The following is a 16,589-nucleotide window of genomic DNA, read 5'->3' as shown; positions in this document are numbered from 1 at the left end:
TAACTCATTTTTCCTGCGCAAAATTTAGATCACTTATTTAATGTAATCGGTATTAAAAGGGTCTAAAAATAGTTAAGTATTAAAGATTAAAGCTTAATGAGTAAAGCGGAAGTTTAATAAGCAAAAAAAAGGCCTCAATGATCACTCATTAAGGCCTTTCTCAGATCCTGTAAATAGCTCTATTTCATCGAAACATCATCGATCAATCGCTATTTCAGGAAATTAATCTTCCGAATCATCAACAATGATTCTTTTCTTACGACGCATTGGTGCTTCACCTACATCAACAGACTCATGGAAAACATTTTCTTGTTTTTTAGTGCTTACTTTTGCTTTCTTAGCCATTGGTTTTTGTTTATTTTCAACGACTTTTTTCGCTTTAAAAACTTTCTTCTGTACTGGTTTTAAGCCTTTAAATTTCGGGTTAACACCTTCCACTTTGTCAAAAGTAATTGTTTGAGCAACAAAGCTTTCTACTTTTTTAAAGTTATCCCAATCTTTAGGACCGATGATAGAAATAGCATCGCCTAACTCACCCGCTCGACCAGTACGGCCTATACGGTGAATATACTCTTCAGTATGTTTTGGAATATCAAAGTTGAATACATGGCTTACATGGATTAAATCTAAACCACGAGAAGCAATATCAGTGGTGACTAAGATCTTATCTTTTCCGCGTGAAAAAGAATCCATGATCTTATTACGGTTTGCTTGTGTTAAATCGCCATGCAGTGCAACTGCTGACATCCCTTTTTCAACTAATATCGCACTTAAACGTTCAGTATCAGCACGGGTAGCCGTAAATATAATTGCTTGATTGATTTCTTCTTTATTTAAAAAGTGAAATAACAGCTTTTCTTTTTGATTAAGATTATCTGCTAAATAAAAGCGTTGAGTAATTTCACTGTGTTGTTGATTTTCTTCACCAACAGCAATACGTACAGGTGCTTTTAATAGATGACCAGCAAACTCATTCACTTCACCGTGACCTAATGTCGCAGAGAACATTAACGTTTGACGTAAACGATGGTTAGCCGCTTCATTAATCGCAGTTAATTGCTCAGCAAAACCTAAATCCAACATACGGTCCGCTTCATCTAAAATCAGTAATTCTAAACCTGGTAAATGTAGCAACCCTTTTTTAAGGTGATCAACAATACGTCCTGGTGTACCTACAATAAAATGCGGATGTTTATCGATTGCTTTTACCTGGTCATTAAAGTTCTCACCACCCAATACTAAAATTGATTTAATACTGGTGTTAGACACTAATAAACGTAGTTGTGCATAAACTTGTTTAGCAAGCTCACGTGTAGGCGTTAAGATTAATACGCGAGGATCACGACGAGTCAGCGCACGTGTTTTTAATACACGTTGCATAGCAGGTAATAAATAAGCCAGCGTTTTACCTGAACCTGTTTTAGATGATGCTAAAAGATCTTTCCCAGAGACAGCAACCGGAATGGCTTCAGCTTGAATTTGTGTTGTTTCAGTAAAACCTAAATGTGAAACGGAAGTGATCAAACGCTGATCTATGGGTAAATCTTTAATTAGCAATGTATGCTCCAATAAACAGTAAAATAATAAATTAAAGAGTGAGTATAAACGATTAAGCAGAAAAACAAGAAATGAAGTTTGTAATAACAATGAGAAAAGTGCAGATTTTATGTAAAACAGCGAAAAAAGATTAAAAAGGGAATCTACAAAACGTTTACTCCCTTCTCTCGTTATTAAGAAAAGTCGTTAAATTGCGCTTAATCCCATTTCGAAAATAAGCTTTTCAGCCGTACATTCAAATTGCAAAGTGACTTCGCTTTCAATAGTAGATCCTACTTCTTTATAATCCACCATTATTTCGACTGTTTCAAAACGTTCTTTAGCCGCTTTAATATATTTTTCAGCTAATGCTTCAACACTTTCTTTAGTCGGACCAGAGAAAGGCAAAACAAGCTGTGTGTCATCTTCTGTAATAACACTACCCAGTTCAACGATTGTGCCGCATGCTTCACAGACCTCATTTTCTTGAACCTGACTTTCTTGAGACGTTTCTTTTGAAAACATAATGACCTCTTACTGTAGTGACTTAATCTGCGATTATTCAATAGAAATTATTGTAGCTTGCTTTAAATAAAAAAGGCGACACATAACGTGTCGCCTTTTACCTTTTAATGATTTAAATCATTAAGCTGTAGGAAACTTTTCTAATTTCCAAATTTTGCTTGCATAATCTTCAATTGAGCGATCTGAGTTAAATTTACCCATTGCACCTGTATTCAGAATAGCTTTTTCAGCCCATGCTGCTTTATCACGATAAAGGGTATCAATCGCTTGATGTGCTTCTACATAAGATGCGTAATCAGCAAGGCATAAATATTCATCGCCCCATTCTAATAAACTACGTTTAATATCAGACAATAAGCCAGCATGACCAGGCGTAAAGAAGTCAGTATCTAACCAATCAAGCACCGCTTTTAGTTCTGGATTTTTATAGTAATAATCATACGGATTATATCCACTGGCTTTTAACGCCTTCACTTCATCAACGCTTAAACCAAAGATAAACATATGTTCTTCGCCAATTTCTTCAGCCATTTCAATGTTCGCACCATCCATCGTACCGACGGTTAATGCGCCATTTAGTGAAAACTTCATGTTACCGGTACCCGATGCTTCAAGACCCGCCGTTGAAATTTGCTCTGAAACATCTGCTGCAGGGAACATTTTTTCAGCAAGAGATATACGATAGTTTGGTAAGAAAACAACTTTTAATTTGTCTTTAATACGTTCATCGTTATTCACTTTATCTGCAATTTTATTTAGTGCAAAAATAATCTCTTTAGCCATGTGGTAACCCGGTGCCGCTTTTGCACCAAATAAAAACACACGAGGCACCATGTCGTAATCAGGGTTTTCAAGTAAACGTTTATACAAGGTTAAAATATGTATCAAGTTTAATTGCTGACGTTTATATTCGTGTAGACGTTTAATTTGCACATCAAAAATAGCATCGACAGAGACTTCAACGCCGGTTGTATCTTTAATGATTTTAGCTAATTCCACTTTGTTTTGTTTTTTAATGTCCATAAAGCGTTTTTGGAAAGCAGTATCTTTTGCTTTTGGAAGAATGCCTTTTAATTTATCTAAGTTAAGCACCCAATCATCACCAATGGTTTCATCTAATAACGTTGCTAAACCAGGATTACAGGCTTTTAACCAGCGACGAGGCGTAACGCCATTAGTAACATTAACTAATTTACCTGGAAATAACTCATGAAACTCAGGGAAGAGATCTGTTTTAACGAGCTCGGAATGCACTGCCGCCACACCATTTACTTTGTAAGCGGTGATAACACAAAGGTTTGCCATGCGTACCATACGTGGTTGAGATTCCTCAATGATAGAGAGTTTTTGTTTTTTCTGGTCATCTCCAGGCCATTTTTTCTCAACTACATTTTTTAAGAATTGAGCATTAATTTCATAGATAATTTCTAAGTGGCGAGGTAATACTTTTTCAAACAGAGCAACAGACCATTTTTCTAATGCTTCAGGTAATAACGTATGATTAGTATAAGCGAAGGTTTCTTGGCAAATTCCCCATGCTGTCGCCCAATCTAAGCTTTCTTCATCAATCAAAATGCGCATTAATTCTGGAATAGCAATCGTTGGATGCGTATCGTTTAATTGAATCGCCACTTTTTTAGGCAACAATGACCAATCTTTATTAGCACGTTTAAAACGACGTAAAATATCTTTCACTGAACAAGCACAAAAGAAATATTGTTGAATTAAACGTAACTCTTTACCCGCATCTGTTGAGTCATTTGGATAAAGGACTTTGGATACTGTTTCTGCTTTTGATTTTTCGACTTGTGAATCAACATAACCGCCGGCATTAAACACATCCCAATCAAATGCTTCATGAGCACGACTTTCCCATAAGCGTAAAATATTAACGGTTTTAGCACCGTAACCTACAATAGGAATATCCCATGGGACCCCTTTTAATTTTTGACCTGCATGCCACACTTTTCTAGGGCCATCTTTTTGATCGAAAACCGTTTCAACATAACCGTATAAAGGAACAAATTGAATTGATTCAGGGCGACAAATTTCCCATGGATTACCATACTCACGCCAAGTATCAGGTCGCTCTATTTGACGACCATCTTGGAATTCTTGCTTAAATAAACCATGTTCATAATGGATGCCGTAGCCAATTGCCGGATAACCAAGCGTTGCTAATGAATCAATGAAACATGCAGCAAGGCGACCTAGACCGCCATTACCTAGCGCCATATCAGGCTCTTCATCGCATAATTCGTATAAGTCTTTGCCTAATGCTTTTAACGCATCTTCAGTGACTTGAAAAACTTCTAAGTTTTGTAGGTTATTAGATAACAAACGCCCCATTAAAAACTCAAGCGAAAGATAATTAACCGCACGCGTATCTTTCTTTGAGTGATTTTGTTGAGTTTGCGTTAATTTTTCAAATACCAGTTCATTAACTGCCTGACAGGTTGCATTCCACCATGCTTTATTATTTGCTTTATATCTATCTGTACCAATCCCTTTACGTAGACGATCGATAATCGCTTGTTGCATTTCAGCACTCGTTACTGAAGGTACCGCTACTGATTCTTGATTCTTTTTAATCGCCATATTAGACCTACTAGCTAAGTGTTAAGTGAAATTTCATCATGTATAAAACGTTTTGATAAGAACAGTGGAATGAAAGAAGAAGCTTTATGAAAGATAAATTACCTTTCAACATCCCAGTCAAAAAATAAACAATAAAAAGGAAGATAAACCTTTATCGTTGAATATTTAATGTTCTATTGAATCTAAGATCTGAACAAAATAACGAGATCAAGATCACAATAATGATCAGTATAGACTAAGGATTTTATTTTAATGAATTTTAAAAGTATTTATAAACGCGCAATAAAAAGGCAGAGTAAAAACTCTGCCTCTATTTTATTCAGCTTATTTGAGGGAGTGATAAAGAAATTAAATCCCCGCTTTCGCGAAAGCCTGCGCAACAATTTCTTGCGCTTCTGTTTGAATCTGCGCGATATGTTCTTCACCCAAAAACGACTCAGAATATATTTTATAAATATTTTCAGTTCCTGAAGGACGAGCAGCAAACCATCCGTTTTCAGTGGTCACTTTTAACCCGCCGATAGCAGCACCATTGCCAGATGCATGAGTCAATTTAGCAGTTATTTTCTCACCCGCTAGTGTTTCAGCTTCAACCATATCAGGGCTTAAGTTAGCCAATACGCGTTTTTGTTCTGGTGAAGCAGGTGCATCGAAACGTTGATAAACAGGCGCTCCGAATTTAGCTGTAAATTCTGCATAATGCTCACCAGGATCTTTCTTGGTTACTGCAATAATTTCAGCCGCTAATAACGCAAGAATAATACCGTCTTTATCAGTACTCCAAACAGTACCATCTTTACGTAAGAAAGAAGCGCCGGCACTTTCTTCGCCACCAAAACCAAAGCTACCGTCAAATAGCCCATCGACAAACCATTTAAAACCAACAGGAACCTCTGATAGCTCACGTCCTAACTCATTAACAACTCGGTCAATCATTGAGCTTGAAACTAATGTTTTACCTACAATCGCCTTTTCAGACCATTGTTTTCTATGAGTGAACAAATAGTTAATCGCAACCGCTAAATAATGGTTAGGGTTTAATAAACCAGATGATTTAGTCACAATACCGTGACGGTCATAATCAGGGTCATTCGCTACAGCTACATCAAACTTGTCTTTTAATTTGATTAAACCAGCCATTGCATAAGGTGACGAACAATCCATGCGGATTTTGCCGTCTTTATCTAAGGTCATGAAAGAGAATGTAGGATCGACGCGATCGTTTACCACTTCAATGTTTAAACCATACGTTTTAGCAATCACTGGCCAATAAGCAACGCCTGAACCACCCAATGTATCTACACCAATTTTAATACCTGATTTAGCGATGGCTTCTAGGTCTAATACATTAATTAAGTCATCAACATAAGGTTGGATATAATCGTACTCTTCCACTAAATCTGACTGCATCGCTTCATCGAAGTCTGCTTGCAAAATATCATCATAATTATCATTTAATATTTCATTAGCACGATCTTGAATAAGCTTAGTAACATCGCTATCTGCTGGGCCGCCATTAGGAGGGTTATATTTAAAGCCACCGTCTTCAGGAGGGTTGTGTGAAGGCGTAATAACAATTCCGTCAGCCAGTGAATCTGGATTAGCTTTGTTGTATTGTAAAATAGCATGAGAAATAACCGGCGTAGGTGTATAACCACCGCCCTTTTGAACCACTACTTTGATACCATTTTCAACCAGTACTTGTACTGCTGAAATGAAAGCGGGCTCAGATAATGCGTGCGTATCTTTACCAATAAAAACAGGCCCTGTATACCCTTTCTCTTTACGGTACTCAGCAAGAGCTTGCGTTATAGCAAGTATATGCAGTTCAGTGAATGCATATTTAAAAGAGCTACCTCGATGGCCAGAAGTACCAAAAGCGACTTGTTGCTCTACAACATCAACATCAGGAAGATTAACATAGTATGCAGACACTAATTTCGGAATATCAACTAAATCACTTACTTGTGCGGGTTGTCCTGCTCGTGGATGAATTGCCATAAGTACCTCAGATTGTGGTGAAAATAAATTAAATTAAATTTCTTCTTTTATTCGTTCAATCAAATGATGTGGGTATCCCATTGAAGCCATCATTTGTGTCAAAATAATGCGTTTACGACCAGTATTTGCATTGGTAATCACCCAATAAGGTGTATTTGGAATGGTTCTTGGTTTGCTTGCTTTGAATTGAGCTAACTCTTCTTCATTATCGGAGTTTAATAAGTCATCTAAATGTGTGCCAAGATAAGCACGTGTACGACCTTTGGTTTTTTCTGCTGCATCAATAAACGCAGCCTTTTTTTCAAAGTACATAGTCGTTAGCATCATCATAAATTTATTGGTAATAATCGGCTCTGATGTAAAAGCCTTGTCACCAAATAATTGACTCACATTCTTATATTCATAATCATCACGGTCATTAATGGAATCGATATCTTCTGAACTTTTTTTGTTAAGTTCTGAATTAGATAATACAGGCTTTACTGTATCGTTTCCCTTGTTCTGAGGATCTTGCTGAGCTGAATTAGTAACACTCTTGGTTACATTATTAGTAACATGGCTATCTTCAGATAATGCTAATAAACGACGAAGAATTTGTGAGGGAGTTTCGCCGAAGGCTTCAATATTATTTAAAATATATTTATATAGATCATCTTCTATTTCGATCGTTTTCATTATTTCCCCATTACGTGACTTATTTTTTCGTCGCAGTGTTTGATACAGCAAGCTCAAATGATAATGACGAGCACTATGTAAATACTTTCAGCTTTAATGCATAATTTGCTATTATTTCTAACTTTATTTATTTTCACTTAAAATGAGCGTTTATGCTACTAAATTACCAATTAAAACAATCTTCCAAACATGAAACAGTTAATAAAAGTGAGATTATTTTTATAATTCATGGATTATTTGGTAGTTTGTCTAACCTTTCCAGCTTAGGAAAAGAATTACAAAGTGATTTTGATGTCATTTTAGTTGATGTACGAAACCATGGTCAAAGTGATCGAAGCACAACAATGACTTACCAAGAGATGGCAAATGATATCTTTGAAGTAGCAGATTCGCTAAACATTGATACATTTTCAATACTAGGCCATTCGATGGGTGGAAAGATTGCAATGACTTGTGCTTTATTACAACCCAACCGCATTAATCGCTTAGTCGTTGCCGATATAGCGCCAACTTCACATGTTGACAGACACAGCGATGTGTTTACAGGTTTACAAGCGGTCAGTAACTCGAATGTTAAAAATAGAGCAGAAGCTGATACCGTATTAGCAAATTATGTAGAAACACCTGAAATTAGACAATTTTTATTAAAATCTTACCAACGCGGTGATAACGGCTTTCGATTTATTTATGATGTAGATAATTTATATCAAAATTATTCAGTGATTCGGGATTGGCCAGAACAAGACAGTCATTATGATAAACCAACATTGTTTATTAAAGGTGAACTCTCTGATTATATTGATCAAGCAAGTCAACAATCGATAATAACACTTTTCCCTAAAGCTAAACTCAAAGTAATTAATGCGACGGGGCATTGGCTACATGCAGAAAAACCAAAAACCTTTAACCGTTTAGTGATGAACTTTTTTGCTCAATAAATCGACATAACATAAACATATTTATCTATTTTCGATGGCATCTAGATCAGATACCCGTTATCATTCGGGATGCAAAATTCAAGCAAGCCATGAAGTAAATCTTTTCTAGGCGAAATTAAAAACCTAGAAAGTTTAATCAAGGCTTTCTAACCACGGTTAAATGCAAGCAGCTAACCGTGGTTAATAGAGGATTAATTAAATTAATCACTTAAAATACAACTAAAATGTTTGCCTCAACACTTGCACTGCGAGTCGTTAGTTTAAAAATCAACTTAGTACTACAATATAAATAACAGCTAAATTAAGTTATTAATTATATTTTATTTGATGATAAGACTAATTAGTTGTTGCAAGTATATTGAATGGCGACAGCTATATATTCATTTTTTAAAAGAAGTTAAAATATGCTGCAAGAATATACTGAACAAATTGAAATGATCGGGCTCTATGGTTTCTATCTTTTACTTTTTTTATTTATCGGTTTGGCAATTCAAGACGTTTTAAAAAAAGGTAATGTGCCGAAATTTGGCCGCAATGTTGTATGGGCAGTTTTATTTTTTGGTTGTATTGGTTTTATTTCAAAAGCAATAATTGAAATTGTATGGGTTAATTCAGGCATTGGTTAAATAATTAGCTCAGTGATTGTATTGTTAAGTAAGTGTTGTTAAGTAAGAATTGTTAGGTAACAAAATGGCAAAGGAATCATTTGATCGCATTACAAGCGATCTATTTGCAAACGAGGTACGCCGAGGCAGACCTAAGAGTAACCCTCATTCTCGTCAAGTTCAGCTAAAGATCAATAAGCAGAAACAGACGTTACGAGACAAACAAAACGGTTTGAAACGAATCGAATTAAAAGTAGATAATGATTTATTTGAAAAATTAAATGCATTATCTGATACACAATCAATAAGCCGTGCAGAATTAATCACTAAACTTCTTCACGCACAGTTAAATCAAATAAATTAAGGTATAAAGTATGTCTAGCGTAGGTATTTTCTTTGGCAGCGACACAGGTAACACTGAAGCAGTTGCAAAAATGATACAAAAAGAATTAGGTAAGAAGTTAGTAGAAGTAAAAGATATCGCTAAAAGTAGCAAAGAAGATATCGCTGAATTCAGCCTTATTTTATTTGGTATTCCAACTTGGTACTACGGTGAAGCGCAATGTGATTGGGATGATTTTTTCCCTGATCTAGAAGATATCGACTTTACTGATAAATTAGTGGCTATTTTTGGTTGTGGCGACCAAGAAGATTATGCAGAATACTTTTTAGATGCAATGGGCCAATTAGGCGACATAGTTGAAAGTAAGGGTGCTATTATTGTTGGTAACTGGCCATCTGAAAGTTATGATTTTGAAGCATCAAAAGCTTCAATAGATGATAATACTTTTATTGGTTTAGGTATTGATGAAGATCGCCAACCTGAATTGACTGCATCACGTGTAAAAGCATGGTCAGAGCAGATTTATAATGAAATGTGTTTAGCGGAATTAGCCGATTAAATTCAAAATACAGCAGTTAGGAAACGACATGAGTAATGAAAATTTAGCCCTAAAAGAAGCGGGTTTAAAAGTAACATCACCACGTTTAAAGATTTTAAGTTTATTACAGTTGCCAGAGAATCAGCACCTAAGTGCCGAAGACCTCTACAAGAAACTACTTGAACAAGGTGATGAAGTCGGTGTAGCAACTGTGTATCGCGTTTTAAATCAGTTTGATGATGCGGGTATAGTGACACGCCATCATTTTGAAGGTGGAAAATCCGTTTTTGAATTAACTCATCAAGAACATCATGACCATTTAGTATGTTTAAAATGTGGTGAAGTAATTGAATTCAATGATCCACTAATTGAAGATCAACAAAACCTTATTGCAGCTAGATATGGTATTAAACTAACTAACCACAGTTTATACCTTTATGGTGAGCCAGTTGATGGCGAGTGTAATCATAAATAATTGTAAAAGCCTTAGCTTATAGCTAATACTTTAAACAATAAAAAGCCTGTTTTATACAGGCTTTTTTGTATCTTCTATTTGTCTAACTAACTGTGCTTATAGCAATTCGGTTAGTACTAAGCAGTGTTCTCCGTATAGTTATCTATCATCTACGCACAAAGGTTACTCTACATCAGCAATAACATGTCCTAGAGGTTTCTCTTTAACAGCAACCTGAGCATCGTCTTTAATCAAACCAACTTCTTTATAATAACGCAATGCGCCTGGATGCAAAGGTGCAGAAAGATATTGGCTGACCATCGCCTGTTTAGATAAATTCTTAAAAGAAGGATGTAATTGAACAAAAGTATCGTGATTTTCAAACACTGCTTTTACTATTTCATAAGCAATATGTTCAGGTAAATCTGTTGTGGTAACAATTGTTGCACCAACACCAAATGTTTCGGTTTTACTCGGACTTCCACGGTACATGTCACCAGGTATATCTGCCGCTTCATAATAACGATGGGTTTTTATTAGTTTAGATATTTTAGGACCAGTAACATTGACCAACGTCGTTTGACAAGCACTACTCGCTTCTTTAATAGAGCTGTTTGGATGCCCTACTACATAAATAATAACATCTATTTTTTTATCACATAAAGCCTGAGCTTGTTCACTAGGTGTTAGGTAAGTTATTTCAGAAAAGTCAGCATCCCCCCAACCGTAGAGATCAAGAAGCATCTCCATTGTTGCTCGTTGTCCTGAGTTTGGTGCTCCTATATTAACGCGTTTTCCTTTAATATCTTCAAAGCTCTTAATATTGGCATCTTTTCTAGCAAGTACAGTAAAAGGTTCTGAATGCACTGAAAAAAGTGAACGTAGCTTTTTAAATTCCCCTTGCTCTTTAAATAAAGAGGTTCCTTGATAAAAATGATACTGCCAATCAGATTGAGCGACCACCACGTCAATATTTTTATCTTTTAAAGCTCTTAAATTATAAATCGACCCAGGTGTACTTTTAATTTCACAACGAATATTATCTATTACTTTGATTTTATTAACTAAGTAACAAATGGCTCCACCTGTTGGGTAATATACGCCACTAATTCCGCCAGTACCGATTGAAATATATTCTACTTTTGCAGATGCAGTTACTTGAAAAAACATCAATAGAAAGCTAATTAAAGTAATACGTGAAGTTAAAAATAAGCGTCTCAACATAATAAATTTAGAGAGGCTAGAATGACTGTTAGAGACTAATTTCTCAGTCATTTTTTTTATTTTCATCATATTATTTTTTTTATCAACACTTTTGAATTGCGCTTCAAGTTATACATTTCTTTTTTAGCTGCGGGTAATTGGTTAATTTCAGCAAACGAAAAACCTCGCTCTCTAAACCAATGAATACTTTGTGTTGTTAATACAAAAATGGTGTCGAGACCTAATTGTCTTGCCTTACGCTCAACATGCTCAACAAGATTATCTGCGCGGGCAGCACGACGATATTTAGGGTGACTGACTAAACAAGCTAGCTCGCCCATTTTATCGTCCATGAAAGGATATAGCGCAGCACAACCGATAACCATGCCATCGCGTTCAACGATCATAAAAGATTCAATTTCATTTTCTAATAGTTCACGAGAACGTTTAACTAAAATGCCTTGCTTCTCTAATGGTTCAATCAGCTGTAGTAAACCACCAATATCATCAATAGTGGCAGTACGGATTTGCTCATAGCTTTCTTTAACGATTTGCGAACCAGTACCATCTCGGGTAAATAGTTCTTTTAACAAGGCACCATCTTGGTGATAGCTAATTAAATGACAACGCGTCACATCAGCTTGACAAGCAGCAACAGCGGCACGTAAAAAACGTAATGTACCAGAGGCTTGACCTGACTCTTTTTCTATCGCATCAATATGTACTTGTGCTTGATCTGGTAACAACTCAGAAATAACGTTACCGTTTTCGTCTAATACACCTTGATTGGAACAGAAACCAATTAACTTATCTGCTTTGATATCAATCGCAACTTGTGTTGCCACTTCTTCTGCAAGTAAATTAAATACTTCACCAGTAACTGAGTATCCAATAGGAGAAATAATAGGAATAGCACCTGAAGACAGTTGAGATTTAATACCTTCAACATCAATACGGCGAACCTTACCTGCATGGCAAAAATCAATACCGTCTTTAACACCAATAGGTTGGGCAGTGACTACATTACTAATCACGGTACGAATAGCCGCACCTTGCATCGGTGAATTAGCTAAGCCCATAGAAAGTCCAGCTTGTAGTTCAATTTGAACCGCACCAACAGCCTGTTTAATAAGTGACAAACTACGATCGTCGGTAATACGCAAATCATTATGAAATTGACTGCTATGACCGTGCATATCAAGTTGTTTTTGGATTTGAGGGCGAACGCCGTGCACTAACACTAACTTAACGCCCAAGCTATTCAGCAAGGCAATATCATTAATGATGTATTGAAAGTTATCTGTTTCTAACGCTTCACCACCAATCATTAACACGAATGTTTTATGGCGATGTGCATTAATATAAGGAGCTGAATTACGAAACCAATTAATCAGTTGTGTTGAATTTGTTACTGCTTCCATGTGCCTACCTATTAATCACAACAATCTAAGATACATTTAGGTGCTAGAGTTTATCAACTTGGAGTTTATGTTTGCAAAACAATTGTTTAAAGAATGTTAAATAAACTCAAAAATTTTAACTTTAATATTTTAATGGCTATATTACGCTTCTCTGTCATTACTGAAAACAGGTAATGATAGATGGTAATAAATAGCACATAACCTTAATGATAACGTACCTAACATAGCAACAACCATCGAGAAAATAGGTCCTAGCTCAATATAATCACAAAGGACATATAAAGCACCACCTAAAATAGAGGCTGTTGCATAAATTTCTTTTTGTAACACGAATGGAATTTGACCGCTCAATATATCCCTTATCATGCCACCGACAACACCCGTAATACATCCCATCACAATGGCAACAGGCCCACTAAATCCAAACATTAATGCTTTTTGTGCGCCAATAATGGTAAAAATAGCCAAACCAAAGGCATCGAAAATAGGTAATAAGTAAGCGGGAAATCGCTGTATACGATGCAACCATAATACACTCAATAGCGCAGTGATCAGAATAACGTAGATATAAGTATTATCTTCAATCCAAAATACAGGGGTAGCGCCCATCATCATATCGCGAAGCGTACCACCACCAACAGCAGTGACTCCAGCTAATACACTGATGCCAAAAGGATCCATACGTAGACGAGTTGCGACTAACACGCCAGAAATGGCACAAGTGATCATACCAATCAAATCTGATATGTAGATGAAGTTATCTAACATGTTATTCCTTATTCCCTTAAAGCACTTGGCCATTTTAGGCGCATGTTAAACTATCAGTTAACTTAGTTGCAACCTTATATATTGCTATATAATAAAGAAAATAAATCACAAGATTACAGTAGATTAGTTTTATATAAAAGTAAGAAAAATAGAGGTAAGTTAGACATGCTCAACTATCAAAGTAAGCATGTTTATTTTAATTGTTAACGCTAGAATTCATGGTTAGATAGAGAATGAAGAGCCACAACCACAAGTTGCTGTTGCATTTGGATTGTTAACTAAGAAACGAGAACCTTCAAGGTTATCAATAAAATCAACAGTGCCACCAACAAGATATTGTAAGCTCATTGGATCAACAGATAATGTCACACCACTATTTTCAATTAATGTATCGTCATCATTTGTTTTTTCATCAAATGTAAAACCGTATGAAAAGCCTGAACAACCGCCACCAGTTACATAAACTCGTAGTTTAAGAGAAGGATTATTTTCTTCTGCGATCAATGCTTTAACTCGATTTGCTGCGCTATCACTGAAATAAATCGGTAATGCAATTTCCACTTCGCTTGTCATTTTATTTCTAGTCCTATTAATTTGCCCAAAGCCATTATCTAATACCTGACCAATTTGTTCAAGTATTAGAAGGATCTATTATTCAGCCTGAGTAGGCAACTCTTCAAGTAACGATCCTTTGTTTTCAATAAAACCTTCCCAATCATATACTTTCTCAATACGTTGGGCACGAGTCCAATTTGTACGATTAGCTTCAGCAACAACAAATATTTGTCCAACTTTAATTTCTTTAGGTAAAGTGAAGTTTCCTTTTAACGTTTGAAAATACTGAAATTTAAAAGAAGATTCAAAGTTTGGATCGATTTCACTCAATTTAACGTCTTTTGTATCTATTTCACCTTCATCTGTATCAGCAAATGTAATTTCGATTTGCCCACTTAACTCACGACGCCCTTGTTGAGCTTGCATTAAGACTAGCTCATACAACCAAGTCCCCTCTTCTTCACCCTTACTTACAGAGAATGAATAAACATTTAAACCTGTCACTGATAATTCAGGTGCAACCACTTGCTCATAAAAATATAATTTATCATTGCTAGCATCTAAAGCTTTGTTCAACTCTTTATTTTCATTTGTTAAAACATCATGAATTTCTCGCTCGGCATTAAATTCGGCCTGAATAAAATTCAAACGTTCTGTAAGCTGAGTATTTTCAGTCGTTAAACTCTCTGCATCCAACTCTAGTAATTGCACTTTATGCTGTAAAATATCTTGTTTAAATTTACCCACCATAAAACCAAAGTAGAGACAGATTAAGCTGATCACCAGCCATTTAAAAAAGCTTATTTTAAAACCTTTCATGCAATTCCTTCTTATTTCTTATACTTACTATATTTGCCAAGAATACGGAACATCGCTTTGTCTGTTGTTTCTTGACGTTTTGCACGCATCGATAGTTTTAATGTTCTTTCTAGTAACTGTGTATAAATAGGGCGACCGCCTAATGTTTGAGCCACCATAGTTGCGCCTAAACAAGTTACAATTAACGGTAAAATCATTTCATAATTACTAGTCATCTCTATGACTAATAAAATACCTGTAATAGGTGCTCGTACTGTTGCGGCAAATAATCCGCCCATACCAGCAATCGCAAAGGCACCAGGTTCTGTAATCAGATCGGGAAATAGTGCTTGTGCGATAACGCCAAATAACATTCCAAATAACGTACCTAAAGCAAGGGTCGGAGCGAATACACCACCGGGAGCACCTGAACCAAAACTTAATAAGGTAGTAAAGGTACGTAATATGAACAGAAGCAGTAAGCCACCAGCAAGGTACTGTCCGCCTTCAACATGTGGAATAAGCTCAATACCACTAAAAGCAATATCAGGTTCAACTATTGTTAAAGCGCCAAAGACAGCACCAAGAAATAAGCCAATACCAACAAAGCGCCAGCGTTGATTTTGGTGAATAGATAAGTACATATCTTGCGTCGCAAGAATCATTTTATTGAAAAAGAGACCAATCACACCAAAACAAAAACCTAAAATAAGATAAAAACCAAGTGTATGCAAATCAGGGTGAGAATATTGTGTGACAGTCACAACCGCATCTTGATTGGTAAATAGGCGCATTACGATAGTCGCCATCACCGCACTCATAAATACGCTCTTAGTGGAGGTCAAACTATAATTAAATTGTGAACGCATCTCTTCAATAACAAACATAATACCCGCTAAAGGAGCATTAAAAGCAGCCGCCAAACCTCCTGCTGCACCGGCGGCGAGCAGTGCTTGTGCATCCACTTTATCAACTTTAAAAATATCTGAGATCATTCGTCCTATATTCGCACCAAGCTGAACAGAAGGACCTTCACGTCCTAATGCCATCCCACTACCAAGGGCTAACAAACCACCAAAAAATTTAACAGGGATAACTCGCTTCCAGCGTACGGGACGCATCCCTTCCATTGCCCCTTCAATTTCAGGTATACCACTACCGCCAGCTTCAGGTGCAAATCGATGTGTAATATAAAAAGCAATACCCACCATTATTGATGAAATCGGCACGGCAATGACCCATAAAGGTACTTCTCCACCACCATAAGTATGAATTAACTCCAAACGCATTTCTGAGACCCAAATAATACCATGGTCAAATAATGCAGAAATACTGCCAGCCAAGAGACCAATAAAAATAGATAACCAAATTAATAAAGCACTATTTTTTCTAGTAAAAAAGCGGTCAATAAAGCTTTTTATTCCATTAATACAAGCTGCTGGCAATGCTATTTTCATAAATGTGATACGACCTAAAACAAAAAATGAAGAAAAAACCAATATTATAACAATAAAATCTTTTAAAAGACTTATTACTTGTCATGTTAACAAAAAAATTACAGAGACACTCCTGTTAAAGATCATTGAATTATAAACTTTCTCAGTTGCATCTTCATTTATCATGGGTATATT

At 36.0% G+C, this 16,589-nt stretch carries 16 protein-coding genes; 5 read left to right on the top strand and 11 right to left on the bottom strand.

The window, feature by feature from the left end:
• Positions 1–222: 222 nt before the first annotated feature.
• From V6255_RS15315 to V6255_RS15295, 5 genes are all read right to left on the bottom strand, one after another.
• Positions 223–1,557 (bottom strand): DEAD/DEAH box helicase, encoded by a 1,335-nt coding sequence (locus V6255_RS15315; RefSeq protein WP_341628947.1) that lies wholly within the window; start codon positions 1,555–1,557, stop codon positions 223–225.
• A gap of 186 nt (positions 1,558–1,743) precedes the next feature.
• Positions 1,744–2,061, bottom strand: coding sequence for a DUF406 family protein (locus V6255_RS15310; RefSeq protein WP_341628946.1), 318 nt, complete (start codon positions 2,059–2,061; stop codon positions 1,744–1,746).
• 120 nt (positions 2,062–2,181) lie between these two features.
• Entirely contained in the window at positions 2,182–4,659 is a 2,478-nt protein-coding gene (locus V6255_RS15305) for a glycogen/starch/alpha-glucan phosphorylase (RefSeq protein WP_341628945.1), read from the bottom strand.
• A gap of 348 nt (positions 4,660–5,007) precedes the next feature.
• Positions 5,008–6,660, bottom strand: a complete 1,653-nt coding sequence (gene pgm / locus V6255_RS15300; protein WP_341628944.1) for a phosphoglucomutase (alpha-D-glucose-1,6-bisphosphate-dependent) — start codon at positions 6,658–6,660, stop codon at positions 5,008–5,010.
• Between the two features lie 33 nt (positions 6,661–6,693).
• Positions 6,694–7,335 carry a replication initiation regulator SeqA gene (locus V6255_RS15295; protein WP_341628943.1) on the bottom strand — a complete coding sequence of 214 codons (642 nt, stop codon included), beginning with the start codon at positions 7,333–7,335 and terminating at the stop codon, positions 6,694–6,696.
• 152 nt (positions 7,336–7,487) lie between these two features.
• On the opposite strand from V6255_RS15295, the gene V6255_RS15290 reads away from it, so the two are divergent.
• The 5 genes from V6255_RS15290 (at position 7,488) to fur (ending at position 10,234) form a co-directional block, all read left to right on the top strand.
• Complete coding sequence (locus V6255_RS15290; RefSeq protein ID WP_341628942.1) at positions 7,488–8,273, top strand: alpha/beta fold hydrolase; 786 nt, start codon at positions 7,488–7,490, stop codon at positions 8,271–8,273.
• 404 nt (positions 8,274–8,677) lie between these two features.
• The gene (locus V6255_RS15285) at positions 8,678–8,899 is read left to right on the top strand and encodes a DUF2788 domain-containing protein (protein WP_025563225.1); all 222 of its coding nucleotides are present in this window, start codon (positions 8,678–8,680) and stop codon (positions 8,897–8,899) included.
• Positions 8,900–8,963: 64 nt separating this feature from the next.
• Positions 8,964–9,242 (top strand): LexA regulated protein, encoded by a 279-nt coding sequence (gene ybfE, locus V6255_RS15280; protein ID WP_341628941.1) that lies wholly within the window; start codon positions 8,964–8,966, stop codon positions 9,240–9,242.
• Positions 9,243–9,252: 10 nt separating this feature from the next.
• The gene (gene fldA, locus V6255_RS15275) at positions 9,253–9,780 is read left to right on the top strand and encodes a flavodoxin FldA (RefSeq protein WP_341628940.1); all 528 of its coding nucleotides are present in this window, start codon (positions 9,253–9,255) and stop codon (positions 9,778–9,780) included.
• A gap of 28 nt (positions 9,781–9,808) precedes the next feature.
• On the top strand, positions 9,809–10,234 hold the full coding sequence (gene fur, locus V6255_RS15270) for a ferric iron uptake transcriptional regulator (RefSeq protein ID WP_341628939.1): 426 nt from the start codon (positions 9,809–9,811) through the stop codon (positions 10,232–10,234).
• Positions 10,235–10,396: 162 nt separating this feature from the next.
• On the opposite strand, the gene V6255_RS15265 is transcribed toward fur, so the two are convergent.
• From V6255_RS15265 to clcA, 6 genes are all read right to left on the bottom strand, one after another.
• Complete coding sequence (locus V6255_RS15265; protein ID WP_341628938.1) at positions 10,397–11,488, bottom strand: TAXI family TRAP transporter solute-binding subunit; 1,092 nt, start codon at positions 11,486–11,488, stop codon at positions 10,397–10,399.
• A 14-nt stretch (positions 11,489–11,502) separates the two neighbouring features.
• Positions 11,503–12,837, bottom strand: a complete 1,335-nt coding sequence (argA, locus tag V6255_RS15260) for an amino-acid N-acetyltransferase (protein WP_341628937.1) — start codon at positions 12,835–12,837, stop codon at positions 11,503–11,505.
• A gap of 141 nt (positions 12,838–12,978) precedes the next feature.
• A complete protein-coding gene (locus tag V6255_RS15255) occupies positions 12,979–13,605 on the bottom strand; it encodes a trimeric intracellular cation channel family protein (RefSeq protein ID WP_341628936.1) in 627 nt (208 codons plus the stop codon).
• Positions 13,606–13,827: 222 nt separating this feature from the next.
• Positions 13,828–14,178 (bottom strand): iron-sulfur cluster insertion protein ErpA, encoded by a 351-nt coding sequence (gene erpA, locus V6255_RS15250; protein WP_160060775.1) that lies wholly within the window; start codon positions 14,176–14,178, stop codon positions 13,828–13,830.
• A 78-nt stretch (positions 14,179–14,256) separates the two neighbouring features.
• Positions 14,257–14,979, bottom strand: a complete 723-nt coding sequence (locus tag V6255_RS15245) for a DUF6776 family protein (RefSeq protein WP_341628935.1) — start codon at positions 14,977–14,979, stop codon at positions 14,257–14,259.
• Between the two features lie 11 nt (positions 14,980–14,990).
• Positions 14,991–16,415: a H(+)/Cl(-) exchange transporter ClcA gene (gene clcA / locus V6255_RS15240; RefSeq protein ID WP_341628934.1), complete on the bottom strand. Its 1,425-nt coding sequence runs from the start codon at positions 16,413–16,415 to the stop codon at positions 14,991–14,993.
• Positions 16,416–16,589: the final 174 nt, after the last annotated feature.

It is taken from the genome of Psychromonas arctica, assembly GCF_038155225.1.
Lineage (GTDB): Bacteria > Pseudomonadota > Gammaproteobacteria > Enterobacterales > Psychromonadaceae > Psychromonas > Psychromonas arctica_B.
The sequence above is the reverse complement of the archived record's forward strand: the minus strand, read 5'-3'. Positions and strand labels throughout refer to the sequence as shown.